General features: G+C 53.0%; 10 protein-coding genes. 5 read left to right on the top strand and 5 right to left on the bottom strand.

Annotated elements, in window-relative coordinates:
* Positions 1-75: 75 nt before the first annotated feature.
* Positions 76-612 (bottom strand): hypoxanthine phosphoribosyltransferase, encoded by a 537-nt coding sequence (gene hpt / locus ABOC97_RS09375; RefSeq protein ID WP_234505223.1) that lies wholly within the window; start codon positions 610-612, stop codon positions 76-78.
* 204 nt (positions 613-816) lie between these two features.
* Between hpt and ABOC97_RS09380 the strand changes: the two genes are divergently transcribed.
* The gene (locus ABOC97_RS09380) at positions 817-3,207 is read left to right on the top strand and encodes a glucose/quinate/shikimate family membrane-bound PQQ-dependent dehydrogenase (RefSeq protein ID WP_349596686.1); all 2,391 of its coding nucleotides are present in this window, start codon (positions 817-819) and stop codon (positions 3,205-3,207) included.
* Between the two features lie 75 nt (positions 3,208-3,282).
* Here the strand turns inward: ABOC97_RS09380 and ABOC97_RS09385 are convergent, their stop codons facing one another.
* Entirely contained in the window at positions 3,283-3,732 is a 450-nt protein-coding gene (locus ABOC97_RS09385) for a hypothetical protein (protein ID WP_349596689.1), read from the bottom strand.
* A gap of 200 nt (positions 3,733-3,932) precedes the next feature.
* The gene (gene cueO, locus ABOC97_RS09390; protein ID WP_349596692.1) at positions 3,933-5,498 is read right to left on the bottom strand and encodes a multicopper oxidase CueO; all 1,566 of its coding nucleotides are present in this window, start codon (positions 5,496-5,498) and stop codon (positions 3,933-3,935) included.
* Positions 5,499-5,642: 144 nt separating this feature from the next.
* Here cueO and ABOC97_RS09395 point away from each other — a divergent pair, with 144 nt between their 5' ends.
* From ABOC97_RS09395 to ABOC97_RS09405, 3 genes are all read left to right on the top strand, one after another.
* Positions 5,643-5,990, top strand: coding sequence for a YacC family pilotin-like protein (locus tag ABOC97_RS09395; RefSeq protein WP_052283002.1), 348 nt, complete (start codon positions 5,643-5,645; stop codon positions 5,988-5,990).
* A gap of 252 nt (positions 5,991-6,242) precedes the next feature.
* The gene (locus tag ABOC97_RS09400) at positions 6,243-6,662 is read left to right on the top strand and encodes a permease (protein WP_349596695.1); all 420 of its coding nucleotides are present in this window, start codon (positions 6,243-6,245) and stop codon (positions 6,660-6,662) included.
* A 41-nt stretch (positions 6,663-6,703) separates the two neighbouring features.
* Positions 6,704-8,380, top strand: a complete 1,677-nt coding sequence (locus ABOC97_RS09405; protein ID WP_349596698.1) for an FKBP-type peptidyl-prolyl cis-trans isomerase — start codon at positions 6,704-6,706, stop codon at positions 8,378-8,380.
* 54 nt (positions 8,381-8,434) lie between these two features.
* On the opposite strand, the gene yacL is transcribed toward ABOC97_RS09405, so the two are convergent.
* Entirely contained in the window at positions 8,435-8,797 is a 363-nt protein-coding gene (gene yacL / locus ABOC97_RS09410; RefSeq protein ID WP_052283005.1) for a protein YacL, read from the bottom strand.
* Positions 8,798-9,169: 372 nt separating this feature from the next.
* Complete coding sequence (gene acnB / locus ABOC97_RS09415) at positions 9,170-11,767, bottom strand: bifunctional aconitate hydratase 2/2-methylisocitrate dehydratase (protein ID WP_349596702.1); 2,598 nt, start codon at positions 11,765-11,767, stop codon at positions 9,170-9,172.
* Positions 11,768-12,126: 359 nt separating this feature from the next.
* On the opposite strand from acnB, the gene ABOC97_RS09420 reads away from it, so the two are divergent.
* Positions 12,127-13,758 (top strand): DUF3300 domain-containing protein, encoded by a 1,632-nt coding sequence (locus tag ABOC97_RS09420; RefSeq protein WP_349596704.1) that lies wholly within the window; start codon positions 12,127-12,129, stop codon positions 13,756-13,758.
* Positions 13,759-13,761: the final 3 nt, after the last annotated feature.

Below are 13,761 nucleotides of genomic sequence, written 5' to 3' on the forward strand. Positions count from 1 at the left end.
TAACGCCTTACCCGGCCTACGAATCTGCATCCATAGGCCCGATAAGCGAAGCGCCCTCAGGCACTTCATGCAAAATTACTCGTCCAGCATCACCACTTTGCCCACGTAAGGCAGATGGCGATAACGCTGCGCGTAGTCGATACCGTAACCGACCACGAACTCGTCAGGGATGGAGAAGCCGATAAACTCAACCGGCACTTCTACTTCGCGGCGGGACGGTTTATCCAGCAACGTACAGATAGCCAGAGACTTCGGTTCACGCAGCCCCAGAATTTCACGCACTTTCGACAGGGTATTACCTGAATCGATAATGTCTTCAACGATCAGCACGTCTTTGCCACGAATATCTTCGTCGAGATCTTTGAGGATTTTCACGTCGCGGGTGGTGGACATACCGCTGCCATAGCTGGATGCCGTCATAAAATCGACTTCGTGCGGAACCTGTACTTCGCGGCACAGATCAGCCATGAACATGAACGAACCGCGCAGCAGGCCCACTAACACCATTTCGCTGCCGCTATCTTGATAGCGCTCGTTAATCAGACGACCCAATTCGGCGATACGCGCTTTGATCTCCGCTTCCGGGATCATCACTTCAACAGTATGTTTCATTTAACTAACCACATGATTTTAAATGTAAATCACTCAACCCGTTAACCCAGAGCCAGCAGATTGATCAGCAAGCGGGAAAGTATACCAGCAAAACGGATCGGGCGGCTAATTGGATAATAAAGCTCATTTTGTGATTTCGATCACACTTGTTAAATCCTATAATGAAATGAAAGCAATAATTAACAAACGAATGGACACCTTTCTATGGCAGAAACAAAATCTCAACAATCACGGTTACTCGTGAGGCTAACGGCCCTCTTCGCCGCATTCTGCGGGCTGTATTTGTTAATCGGCGGCATATGGCTGGTCGCCATCGGCGGCTCCTGGTACTACCCGATCGCCGGTCTGGTGATGCTGGGCATTACCGCCATGCTGTGGCGGGCAAAGCGTTCAGCGCTGTGGCTCTATGCCATACTGCTGGTCGCCACCATGGTCTGGGGCGTTTGGGAAGTCGGCTTCGACTTCTGGGCGCTGACGCCGCGCAGCGATGTGCTGGTTATCTTTGGCGTGTGGCTGATTTTGCCATTCGTCTGGCATCGTCTGGTGGTGCCTTCCAGCGGCGCGGTAGCCGCTCTGCTGGTTGCCCTGCTGATTAGCGCCGGGATCCTCACCTGGGCGGGCTTCAACGACCCACAGGAGGTCAACGGTACGCTGAGCGCCGATGCCACACCTGCCGAGCCTATCTCGCAGGTTGCCGATCAGGATTGGCCGGCTTATGGGCGCAATCAGGAAGGCCAGCGTTTCTCCCCGCTCAAGCAAATCAACGCGGATAACGTGCACAACCTGAAGGAAGCGTGGGTGTTCCGCACCGGCGACCTGAAGCAGCCTAACGATCCGGGTGAAATCACCAATGAAGTAACGCCGATTAAAATCGGCAACATGCTGTATCTGTGTACCGCCCACCAGCGCGTGTTTGCACTGGATGCAGCAACCGGTAAAGAGAAGTGGCACTTCGACCCGCAGCTGGGCACCGACCCAAGCTTCCAGCACGTGACCTGTCGCGGCGTTTCATACCATGAAGCCACTGCCGATAACGCTTCACCGGATGTGGTGGCCGACTGTCCGCGTCGCATCATCCTGCCGGTGAACGACGGTCGTATCTTTGCGCTCAACGCCGATACCGGTAAGCTGTGCGAGTCCTTTGCTAACAAAGGCATCCTCAATCTGCAGACCAACATGCCGGTGACTACGCCGGGGATGTACGAACCGACTTCACCGCCTATCGTCACCGATAAAGTGATTGTGATTGCCGGTGCTGTCACCGATAACTTCTCAACCCGCGAGCCTTCAGGCGTGATTCGTGGTTTTGACATCAACAGCGGCAAGCTGCTGTGGGCCTTCGATCCAGGTGCCAAAGACCCGAACGTCATCCCGGATGACGAACACCATTACACGCTCAACTCGCCAAACTCGTGGGCGCCAGCCGCCTATGATGCGAAGCTGGACCTGGTTTATCTGCCTATGGGCGTGACCACGCCGGATATCTGGGGCGGAAACCGTACTCCAGAGCAGGAACGCTACGCGAGCTCGATTGTGGCACTGAATGCGACCACCGGTAAGCTGGCCTGGAGCTATCAAACCGTACACCACGACCTGTGGGATATGGATATGCCGTCTCAGCCAACGCTTGCGGATATTACGGTTAACGGCAAAAAAGTCCCGGTCGTCTATGCACCAGCGAAAACCGGCAACATCTTCGTGCTGGATCGTCGTAACGGCGAGCTTGTCGTTCCCGCACCGGAAAAACCGGTACCACAGGGTGCGGCGAAAGGTGACTACGTCAGCAAAACTCAGCCATTCTCTGACCTGAGCTTCCGTCCGAAGAAAGATCTGACCGGCGCGGATATGTGGGGCGCCACCATGTTTGACCAGTTGGTGTGCCGCGTAATGTTCCATCAGATGCGCTATGAAGGCATCTTCACGCCACCGTCTGAACAAGGCACGCTGGTGTTCCCAGGGAACCTGGGGATGTTTGAATGGGGCGGTATCTCTGTCGATCCGAACCGTCAGGTAGCCATTGCCAACCCAATGGCGCTGCCGTTCGTGTCGAAACTGATCCCACGCGGCCCGGGCAACCCGATGGAGCCGCCGAAAGATGCGAAATCCAGCGGTACCGAGTCCGGTATTCAGCCGCAGTATGGCGTACCGTTTGGCGTGACGCTGAACGCCTTCCTGTCACCGTTTGGCCTGCCGTGCAAACAGCCGGCTTGGGGTTACATTTCGGCGCTGGATCTGAAGACCAACGAAGTGGTGTGGAAAAAACGTCTGGGTACACCGCAGGATAGTCTGCCGTTCCCAATGCCAATTCCACTGCCGTTTAATATGGGGATGCCGATGCTGGGCGGCCCAATTTCAACGGCCGGTAACGTGCTGTTTATCGCCGCCACCGCGGATAACTACCTGCGCGCTTATAACATGAGCAACGGTGAGAAACTGTGGCAAGGACGTCTGCCAGCAGGCGGCCAGGCAACGCCGATGACCTATGAAGTGGATGGCAAGCAGTATGTTGTCATCTCTGCCGGCGGTCACGGTTCGTTTGGCACCAAAATGGGCGACTATATTGTGGCCTATGCACTCCCGGATGACGTGAAGTAACCCCCACTCTCGTCATCAGTAAAAACGCCCGCAAACTTTGCGGGCGTTTTTTTATGCATCAATCATCAACGACATTTAGCGATTGAATTTCAGCGACAGCAGAGAAGCCCTAGCCGCATCCTGATACTGTGGGACCAGATCTTTAGTCATATTGAATGCTGCCTGTACCGCTTTATCGTTTTGTGAAGTTATCAGCATCATATTCAGTATTTCGGTATCCGGGGCCTGCGAACGGAAGGTAATCAGCCACGCTTTATGTCCGTCCACCGTTACGGCTTCAGCCTGCGGCTTGAAGTTAGCCAGCATCTTCACCGTTGCGTCTTTGGCCATCTCAATTTGCGAAGCAGGCAGCGCGTGGCGCCCAGCGCTAATCCCGAGGGATGCTTTACCGCGCTCATCACCATAAATTACCTGAGGACGATTTTCAGAAGGGTATTTAATCTTCGCCATTTCATCAGACATTGGCGTTAAAGTCTGAGGAATATCTATGCTCAAATTGAGCTGTGGGATATTATGGTGTTCCATTTTCATTTCAGCATGCGCTGAAATTGCCATCATCATGACAAAAAGTGCAGTGAGTAAATTGCGGAAAAGCCCCATTCTAACCTCATGATTTAGTGTTAATCATGTCAGTATATCCGCAATGTTTAGCAACGAAATGGCGGATGTCCCTTTTAAGAACATCCTGTTTTAACGGATGGCAAAATTGCCACCCGATCATTTTCTTAGACGGTAAATCCGAGCATCATGCCGGTATCTTCATGTTCCAGCAGGTGACAGTGCGCCATGTACATGTTCTCTTTCGACGCCTCGTGGTCGAACTTCACCAACACTTCACTCACCCCGCCTTCCACACGTACCGTATCTTTCCAGCCCGTACGATGTGCCGCCGGAGCCTGGCCATTTTCACGTAAAATACGGAACTGAGTGCCGTGGATATGGAATGGATGCAGCATCATGTCGCCTTCACCGGAAATCACCCAGCGCTCGTATTGCCCTTTCGTTGCGGCAAACATCGGCTCATTCATATCAAATGCTTTTCCGTTAATACGGTTAGCGTTATGGAAATCGAACCCACCGGTACCATGATTCATGTTGCCCATTCCACCGTGATCCATTTCCATGCTGCCATGTCCCATCATATTGCCGTGGTCCATGCCGCCCATCGCCTGATTGCCGTACTTCTTCATCAGCGCCTGCATCCCCATCATGTCGAGCATCGGGTCCATCGATAGCTGAAGCTTACGCTGGGTCAGTCCGTCCAGCGAAGGAAGCGCGGGCATAGAGGCCAACGAATCCGGCAGCGTACCCGAACCGGGAATCCCCACCGGCTGCACGCGCAGGATCGGTACCGCCTTGTCAAATGGCGCAACGGCCATCCCCATCTGCGTCACCGGCAGCGTAACCAGGTCAAACGGTTTGCCGTCACGCACATCCACCAGCACTTCAAAACGCTCGCCCATCAGCATCGGCAGTTCGCTAACCTGAACCGGCTCCGCCAGCAGACCGCCGTCGCTGGCAATCACGTACAGCGCGCGCTTATCGCTGGCGGCAATCGTCAGCGAGCGGGCGTTACAGCCGTTCAGCAGACGCAATCGCACCCAGCCGCGCGGCGGAGCGTGCTGCGGATACTGAATGCCGTTGGTCAGCAGGGTATCGCCAAACCAGCCGACCGCCGCACTCATAATATCGAGCTGGTAGTCAATTTCACCCGCTGCGGTGAATTTCTTATCCTGCATAATCACCGGAATATCATCGATACCCCACTGTTTTGGCAGCATCAGCTTGCGGGTGTCTTCATCGTCAATCAACACCAGCCCTGCCAGCCCCATCGCGACCTGATGCCCGGTTTTTCCGTGCTGATGCGGGTGGAACCAACAGGTCGCCGCGCGCTGCGTTGGCGTGAAGCTGATGGTACGGCTAGCTCCGGGCTGAATGACGCCTTGCGGCCCACCGTCAACATCGCCAGAGACCTCCAGCCCATGCCAGTGCACGGTGGTTTCTTCGGCCAGGCTGTTGCTAATTTTCACCGTCGCCGGCTTCCATTGCTCCAGCTGTATAGCCGGGCCTAAAAGACTGCCGTTGTATCCCCAGGTGGTTGCTGTTTTCCCACCAAACTGCGTCTTCCCAGACTGCACGTTAAGCAGTATCTGGTTATTCGCATCAGCAGTAAGTAAAGCAGGAATGGGAAGCGTGGCCCGTTCGGCGGCGAATACCGCCCGACTCCACAGAGGCAAGGCGCTGACGGCGCCGATAGCGGCACCCAGTTTGATAAAATCACGACGATGCATCGTTACATCCTTTTCGGCTTCTGGTGATTAATTGAGCTTAAACCCTACCCCTGCGGGAAGGTCAAGCATAAAGCGGCGAATAATGCTCCCCGTCCCGTTGGGAAGTATGTTAACGTTGAATATCGACGATGTAAGGTATAAGAAATGACGATGTTTTTCCGAACTGTGCTGCTTGGATCGCTACTGGCGATATCCAGCTCGAGCTATGCATTAAGCGAGTCTGAAGCGGAAGATATGGCCGATTTGACGGCGGTATTTGTGTTCCTGAAAAATGACTGTGGCTACCAGAACCTGCCTAATACGCAAATTCGTCGTGCGCTGGTCTTTTTTGCCCAGCAAAACCAGTGGGATCTGAGCAACTACGATACCTTCAACATGAAGGCACTGGGTGAAGATAGCTACCGCGACCTGAGCGGCATAGGCATCCCAACCGCGAAAAAATGCAAAGCGCTGGCTCGTGACTCACTGAGCCTGCTCGCATACGTAAAATAAAAAGAGACTTTCGAGTGAGATAAACATGTAGCCGTATCAAGCGGCTACATTGTGAAATACTGCCGCAGAAGCTTCATAAATTCTTATATTCGATTCACATATCAATTCAACAATTCATTAAGCGTTTCGTTAACTAATAAATAAAAAAATCACAATTCATATATTAAAAAACACGCCACCACGCGTTGCATTATTAACATCCCATCACTACCATCGCTCAATATCAAAACCGACCATCAATGGAATGAGACCTTGAATATATCAGCTATTATCCGCATCGTACCGCTGGCTATTATTTTGTTATCCGGCTGTCATTCGACTCAATCCCAACAATCCTCTGGGCTGACAAAGCCATCATCAGAGAGTGAGTTAAATCAACAACAGACTGAGCAACGTAGAGTCGCCAGTGAGCAAGAACGTATTAATACCTGTCGTCAGGCCTTAGAGTCGCTAAAAGAAGTGAACCCTCAACAGGCCGCAAAACTGGGTAATGACTTTACAGCATTAATCAATGCAGCATCACAGTACAATGCCGTGCGAAATAAGGTGGCCGAACCGACCAAACAAGGGATTGACTCAATGTATCAGTTTAAGTCAATCAAGCTGTGCGCTGATATCGAAAAAGAGTTGATAGACAGCCTGGTTAAGCGTGGCGACAATATTAAATCATGAAAAGATTGATTACGCGTTATGTTAATACTCTGGCGCTAATAATGATGTTAGCGCTATCGTTATCGCATAATGCTTATGCCGAAAAAGAGACGTTAGCGAACATAACGGCGAATTCAAACAGCAACGGTTCAGCCCCGGCATTTCTGAATTATGCACAACAGCAAACACAGGAAAATAAAGTTCCAGAAAAAATTACTGAGAGCAAATCAATAAATACTGAAACCGTTAATCGCTCAAAACCTCAACACATCAAAAAAACCGCAGATCAATCTTCAATTATTGCGCAAAAAGATAAAACAATTCACCAGTTGCAAAAGCTGCTGGCGGAGAAATCCGCCGCAGTATCACCGATACCCGATCGGCAGCTGGCGCTGCTCGCGAAACTGAAACAGTTGCAGGAAAAACTCGACGCGACCACTGCGGAAAAACAGCAGTTAATCCAACAAGCGCTCAACGCAGATAAAACAAAAACGCAGAACACCGCCAAGTCTGCAGAAACAGATAAAACGGTTGTACAGCAGGCAGCAAAGCTTTCCCTGGTTGAATCAGAGAAGCATAAGCTCGAAATATTCCTGTCTACGGTCGCCGCACAGGAGCAAGAGCTAAAAATACAGTTGGCAAACACTGAAAATAAAAATAAGGAAATGGCAGACAAGCTAGCCCTGGCTGCATCGGATAAGCGCATTCTCAGCGAAAAGCTGACGACAGCCGCGGCAGAACAGCAGGCTTTCGGCAAAAAAGTCAGTGATGCTGAAAGTGAGAAAGAAAACCTTCTGCTAGAGCTTAACGCCACCACGGCGGAAAAAGAGGCGTTAACGAAAAAGCTCGGTGTCGCAGCTGCCGATACACAGATGGTCACGGCAAAACTAACCGATACCAAGGTCGAGCTACTGGCGTTGACAACAAAACTTGATGTACTGACCATCGAGCAGAAACAGGCATCTGAGGAAAACAAGGCGCTGACCCAGCAAGCTGAGAAAGATAAACAACGCCTGCTGGCGCAAACAGCTCACATTCAGGAACTCAATGAGCAACTAAGCAGCCCTCCTACTGAGAGAAAAACTTCGGCGGTCGATCTGTCCAGCGAATCTCAGCAACAAGCATATGCCATTGGCGTATCTATGGGAGATAAGGCATTGAAAATGCTGTCAACCCGAGATGCTCAGGGCGTTAAAATCGATCTTAACACCGCTCTACAGGGGATCGCTGATGCCTTCTCAGGAACGATCGCTTTAGATGAAAAAACGCGGGATAAAGCCCTATTTACCGCCTCTGAAAAGGTAGCCAGGAATTTGCAGAAAATTGAGCAACAGGCTGCAAATGACGGTAAACACTATCAGGAAGAATTCGCGAAACAAAAAGGTGTCGTGCTGAGTCAAGGGGCCTATAGCCGCGTTGATGCTCTGGGAGAAGGCAAAATTCATGACGATGATATTGTTACCGTCACCATCAAGGAAATGCTTACCGATGGAACCGTCATCAATGATATGGCCGCAGAAGATAAAGTTCTGTCGCAAAAGCTAAAAACCTACCCCCCTATTTTCCTTGCGGCAATCAAACGTTTGGAGAATCACGGGACGGTGACCATTGTAATCCCTGCCGAGCGCGCATACGGCGCTGAAGGCCGCCCCCCGAAAATCCCGCCAGGAGCAACCATGGTCTATTCGGTCAGCATTATCGACGCCGTAGCCGCCAATCCTCTGGCTAAACAGCCATAACGCAAACGCCTCCCGGCAAAGGAGGCGTTCGCTTTTGGGCTGAATAACGCTAGCTCATTTCTGCTGTAAAAATTGCCGATACGCGGCAACAACCTGCAAAAAGTCTTCGACGCCGCAGAGCGACAGGCTCTCTTCGTCGTAGTAGTTCATCCCTTCTTCCATTTCATCGCCAGAGAACTCCAGTTGATTGGCGCGAATCATCACTTCTTCACCATCCAACCACAGGGTGTACTCATGCCCGGCGCGCTGCCATGAACGTTCGCTGCCTTTTACAGTACGTGCGGCCTGCTCTACTTCATCCAGTAGCGAGAGGTTGTCTTTAACCTCTTCATTAAACCAGTGACCGACCACTTCGTGGCCCATCGACATACGTACTCTTACCCCTCCGGTAACGTCGCGCAGAAATTCGTATTCCATGATCTGTTCCTCTACAAAGGCAATGCGTCACCGCTGCATTGTACCTATAGGTAATTATCGCAGCAGCAGGCAATAAAAAAAGCGTGCCAGGTAGAGGTCATGCAAATAAAAGCACGTTAGCTACCGGCATGACGGTATTACCATCAACTTTCGCGCATTATTCCGCCATCTACGGCAACAGACTGAGCCGCTTTGCAGCAATTTAACAGCGGTGAGAGGATGGATTGCCGTGCGGTTAAAAGTGAGCAGGAAAGAGTAAAAGCCGTCATAGGCCTTTACTGGGCATCGCAGAAGTAAAAAGGGGAAAGCCGATGCTTTCCCCTTTGTCATTTCCCGGAGGCAGCGTTTACACGCTTTCCCCGAAAAATCACCTTAAACCGCGGTCTGGAAAATCACACCATCGGCTTTCTCAGTGTACTGAGCCAACTGGTCAAAGTTCAGATAACGGTAGGTATCAACCGCCGTCTTATCGACCTGCGCAACGTAAGTCTGATACTCATCCGGCGTCGGCAGTTTACCGATAAGTGCCGCCACTGCCGCCAGCTCAGCCGAAGCCAGGAAGACGTTAGCGCCGGTACCTAAGCGGTTCGGGAAGTTACGGGTAGAGGTCGAAACCACCGTTGCACCGTCAGCTACGCGCGCCTGGTTACCCATACACAGGGAACAGCCAGGAATTTCAATACGCGCACCGCTCTTACCAAACACGCTGTAGTAGCCTTCTTCCGTCAGCTGCGCCGCATCCATACGGGTTGGCGGAGCCACCCACAGACGTGTTGGCAACTGGCCTTTATGCGCATCCAGCAGTTTACCCGCCGCGCGGAAGTGGCCGATGTTGGTCATACAAGAACCGATGAACACTTCGTCGATCTTCTCACCCTGCACGTCAGACAGCAAACGGGCATCGTCAGGATCGTTCGGTGCACACAGAATTGGCTCTTTGATATCTGCCAGATCGATGTCGATCACCGCCGCATACTCTGCGTCAGCATCGGCTTCCAGCAGTTGCGGATCCGCCAGCCATTTTTCCATGCCCTGTACACGACGTTCCAGAGTACGACGGTCGCCGTAGCCTTCTGCAATCATCCACTTCAGCAGCACGATGTTGGAAGTCAGGTACTCAATAATTGGTGCCTGGTTCAGCTTGATGGTACAGCCAGCAGCAGAACGCTCAGCGGAAGCATCGGTCAGTTCGAACGCCTGCTCCACTTTCAGATCTGGCAGGCCTTCGATTTCCAGGATGCGGCCAGAGAAGATGTTTTTCTTACCTTTCTTCTCAACGGTCAGCAGGCCCTGACGAATCGCGTACAGCGGAATGGCGTGAACCAGATCGCGCAGGGTGATACCCGGCTGCATTTTACCTTTGAAGCGCACCAGAACAGATTCCGGCATATCCAGCGGCATCACGCCGGTCGCAGCAGCAAACGCTACCAGACCCGAGCCCGCCGGGAAGGAGATACCGATTGGGAAACGGGTGTGGGAGTCACCGCCGGTACCTACGGTATCTGGCAGCAGCATGCGGTTCAGCCAGGAGTGGATAACACCATCGCCCGGACGCAGCGACACACCGCCACGGTTCATAATGAAGTCAGGCAGCGTGTGGTGGGTAGTCACGTCAACCGGCTTCGGATACGCCGCGGTATGACAGAAGGACTGCATCACCAGATCCGCAGAGAAGCCCAGGCACGCCAGGTCTTTCAATTCATCACGGGTCATTGGACCGGTGGTGTCCTGAGAACCCACGGAGGTCATTTTCGGCTCACAGTATGCGCCAGGGCGAATACCGGTAACGCCGCAGGCACGGCCAACCATTTTCTGTGCCAGAGAGAAGCCGCGGTTGCTTTCCGCCACGTCTTTCGCCTGACGGAATACGTCGCTGTGCGGCAGACCCAGCGATTCACGCGCTTTGGTGGTCAGGCCGCGACCGATGATCAGCGGAATACGGCCACCGGCGCGAACTTCGTCGATCAGCACGTCGGTTTTCAGTTCGAAGTTTGCCAGCAGCTCATTGGTTTCGTGATTACGCACTTCGCCTTTGAATGGGTAAACGTCAATCACGTCGCCCATGTCCAGCTTGTTCACATCAACTTCGATTGGCAGCGCGCCCGCATCTTCCATGGTGTTGAAGAAGATTGGCGCAATTTTACCGCCGAGGCACAGGCCACCGCCGCGCTTGTTAGGCACGTGCGGAATGTCATCGCCCATAAACCACAACACGGAGTTAGTCGCGGATTTACGTGAAGAACCGGTACCCACAACGTCGCCAACGTAGGCCAGCGGGAAACCTTTTTGCTGCAGCGCTTCGATCTGTTTGATCGGGCCAACGGCACCCGGCTGATCAGGATCAATACCTTCGCGGGCGTTTTTCAGCATCGCCAGCGCGTGCAGTGGAATATCTGGACGAGACCACGCATCCGGTGCCGGAGACAGGTCATCGGTGTTGGTTTCGCCGGTGACTTTGAAGACGGTAACGGTGATTTTGTCAGCCAGCTGAGGACGGTTCAGGAACCATTCGGCGTCAGCCCAGGACTGGATAACCTGTTTCGCGTAGGGATTGCCCGCTTTGGCTTTCTCTTCTACATCGTAGAAGTTATCAAACATCAGCAGAGTCTGGGACAGCGCGGTCGCCGCGATAGGAGCCAGTTTGGCATCGTCCAGAGCGTCGATCAGCGGATGGATGTTGTAGCCACCCTGCATGGTGCCTAACAATTCAACGGCTTTTTCAGGGGTAACCAGCGGAGAGGTCGCTTCGCCTTTCGCAACGGCTGCGAGGAAGCCCGCTTTAACATAGGCGGCTTCATCAACGCCTGGCGGTACACGATTAATTAACAGGTCTAACAGGAATTCTTCTTCGCCAACAGGCGGATTCTTTAGCAGCTCAACCAAGCCGGCCATTTGGGTTGCATCTAAGGGTTTGGCAACAATCCCTTCGGCGGCACGCTCAGCTACGTGCTCACGGTATTCTTTTAGCACGACGGTATCTCCTCGCTCTCATTGTCATATGCGGTCGGCGATCTCTTCACGCTCCTGTGAGACAGCAGTTTGTAGGGTAAAAGCCCGGTACCGCGTGGGCCAGCATAGCAGGATTTCCAGAGGGTGTTAATCCGTTTACAAAAAAGCAACATTAAATACTTGCTGAATCGTTAAGGCCAAAATAAACCCATTCTTAACTGTTTTTTTAGACACAATAATCTTATCCGGTTACACACTTCGGCCCGCGATCCCAACTTAAGTCAAAAACGAAAAATAAGCCTCCCTATACTTCCGCCAGTGCTGACATTTTCGACAATACTCTCTGCAACAGGCCAAACTATTTGCGCCAGGAGAAACAAATGACGTTACCATTTAAGCCCCATATCCTTGCGCTGATCTGCAGTGCAGGATTGCTCGCGGCCTCCGGTACTCTCTATGTCAAAAGCCGTGCCGCCGATACGCCACCGGCGGCAGCGGTTCAACCCGTCGCCCCGGCACCTGCTCCAGTGGTTGAGCCCGCAGCCAGCGCCCAACCCGCAGCGTCAACTTACACGTCTGCGCAAATTGATCAGCTAACGGCTCCCATTGCCCTGTATCCCGACAACTTACTGTCGCAGGTGCTGATGGCCTCCACCTACCCGAGCAATGTGCTACAGGCCGTACAGTGGTCGCAGGACAATCCCACTCAAAAAGGCGATGCTGCGGTACAGGCCGTCGCCAATCAACCTTGGGACCCGAGCGTAAAATCGCTGGTTGCATTTCCGGCGCTACTGTCACTGATGGGCGAAAATCCACAGTGGGTCCAGGATCTCGGGAATGCCTTCCTGGCACAGTCGCAGGATGTGATGAATTCGGTACAAAAACTTCGTGCGGTGGCCCAACAGACGGGGACGTTGAAATCCACGCCGCAGCAGAAGGTTACCACCGCTGCGAAAGCTGCCGCCCCGACATCTTCGGGCACGACAGCCCCAACGGCTTCTGCACCGCCGCCGCAGGTGATTAAGATTGAGTCCACCGACCCGAATGTTGTGTATGTACCGACTTACAATCCAAATACGGCATACGGCGCCTGGCCTTCCACCGCCTACCCTCCGGTTTATTTGCCGCCGACTCCGGGCCAGCAGTTCACCAACAGCTTTGTTAACGGCCTAGGCTTCAGCCTTGGTATAGCCACCACCTATGCGCTGTTCAGCAGCATCGATTGGGATGACGATGACGATCATCACCATCACGATGATGATTACCACGATGGGGGCTGGCACGGCGGCGGCAATAACAACATCAATATTGACGTCAATAACTACAACCACATCACCGGGCAGCACCTCAACGGTAATAACACTCACTGGCAGCATAACCCGGCGTATCGCAACAACTTGCCGTATCCCAATGACAATGTGGCGCAGCGCTTCCACCAGACCAATGTGCCTGGCGGCTTAAGTGCTACGCAGAAAGCACCTGCGGCTCTGGACAACCAGCGTCAGGCGGCACTCAATCAATTCCAGCGCAGCACCCACAACGGTGCGGCCAAAAATCTAACCCCAGGAAGTGGCGCAGCGGCAGGAACGCGTGATGCTCAACGTCAGGCAGCGTCTAATCAGCTGCACCAAATCACCCAGCGTAGTAACTATCGCGGCTACGATGGGACTCAGACGGCGAAACAAAAAATGCAAAATCCGACGGCGCAACAACAACAGCGCCGCGAGAATGCAAAGTCCCATCTGCAAAATCCAACGACACAGCAGCAGCAGCGACGCGAGCAGGTCCAGCAGCAGCACTCCTCGCTCACAGAGGAGCAGTATCAGCATCGCCAGCAGCAGGTGCAAAACCTCCGAGCCAATGCGCTAAGCGGCAACGATAGCCGTTCGCCATCCTGGCAGTCGCAGAATCAGCGGGGGCAGCAAAGCCGCAGTGCATCGGGCATCAGTGATGCACAAAAATCGGCTGCACGCGAACATCTCTCTCAACATCGCGAACTGCGCCATCGCTAAGGA

It is taken from the genome of Kluyvera huaxiensis (assembly GCF_040149365.1).
GTDB lineage: Bacteria > Pseudomonadota > Gammaproteobacteria > Enterobacterales > Enterobacteriaceae > Kluyvera > Kluyvera intermedia_A.

What these genes read in the sequence shown, in the direction of transcription:
- ABOC97_RS09420 (WP_349596704.1), top strand. Translation starts at nt 12,127, where the DNA reads ATGACGTTACCATTTAAGCCCCATATCCTTGCGCTGATCTGCAGTGCA.
- ABOC97_RS09395 (WP_052283002.1), top strand. Translation starts at nt 5,643, where the DNA reads ATGACGATGTTTTTCCGAACTGTGCTGCTTGGATCGCTACTGGCGATA.
- ABOC97_RS09385 (WP_349596689.1), bottom strand. Translation starts at nt 3,732, where the DNA reads ATGGAACACCATAATATCCCACAGCTCAATTTGAGCATAGATATTCCT.
- ABOC97_RS09380 (WP_349596686.1), top strand. Translation starts at nt 817, where the DNA reads ATGGCAGAAACAAAATCTCAACAATCACGGTTACTCGTGAGGCTAACG.
- yacL (WP_052283005.1), bottom strand. Translation starts at nt 8,797, where the DNA reads ATGGAATACGAATTTCTGCGCGACGTTACCGGAGGGGTAAGAGTACGT.
- ABOC97_RS09405 (WP_349596698.1), top strand. Translation starts at nt 6,704, where the DNA reads ATGATGTTAGCGCTATCGTTATCGCATAATGCTTATGCCGAAAAAGAG.
- cueO (WP_349596692.1), bottom strand. Translation starts at nt 5,498, where the DNA reads ATGCATCGTCGTGATTTTATCAAACTGGGTGCCGCTATCGGCGCCGTC.
- hpt (WP_234505223.1), bottom strand. Translation starts at nt 612, where the DNA reads ATGAAACATACTGTTGAAGTGATGATCCCGGAAGCGGAGATCAAAGCG.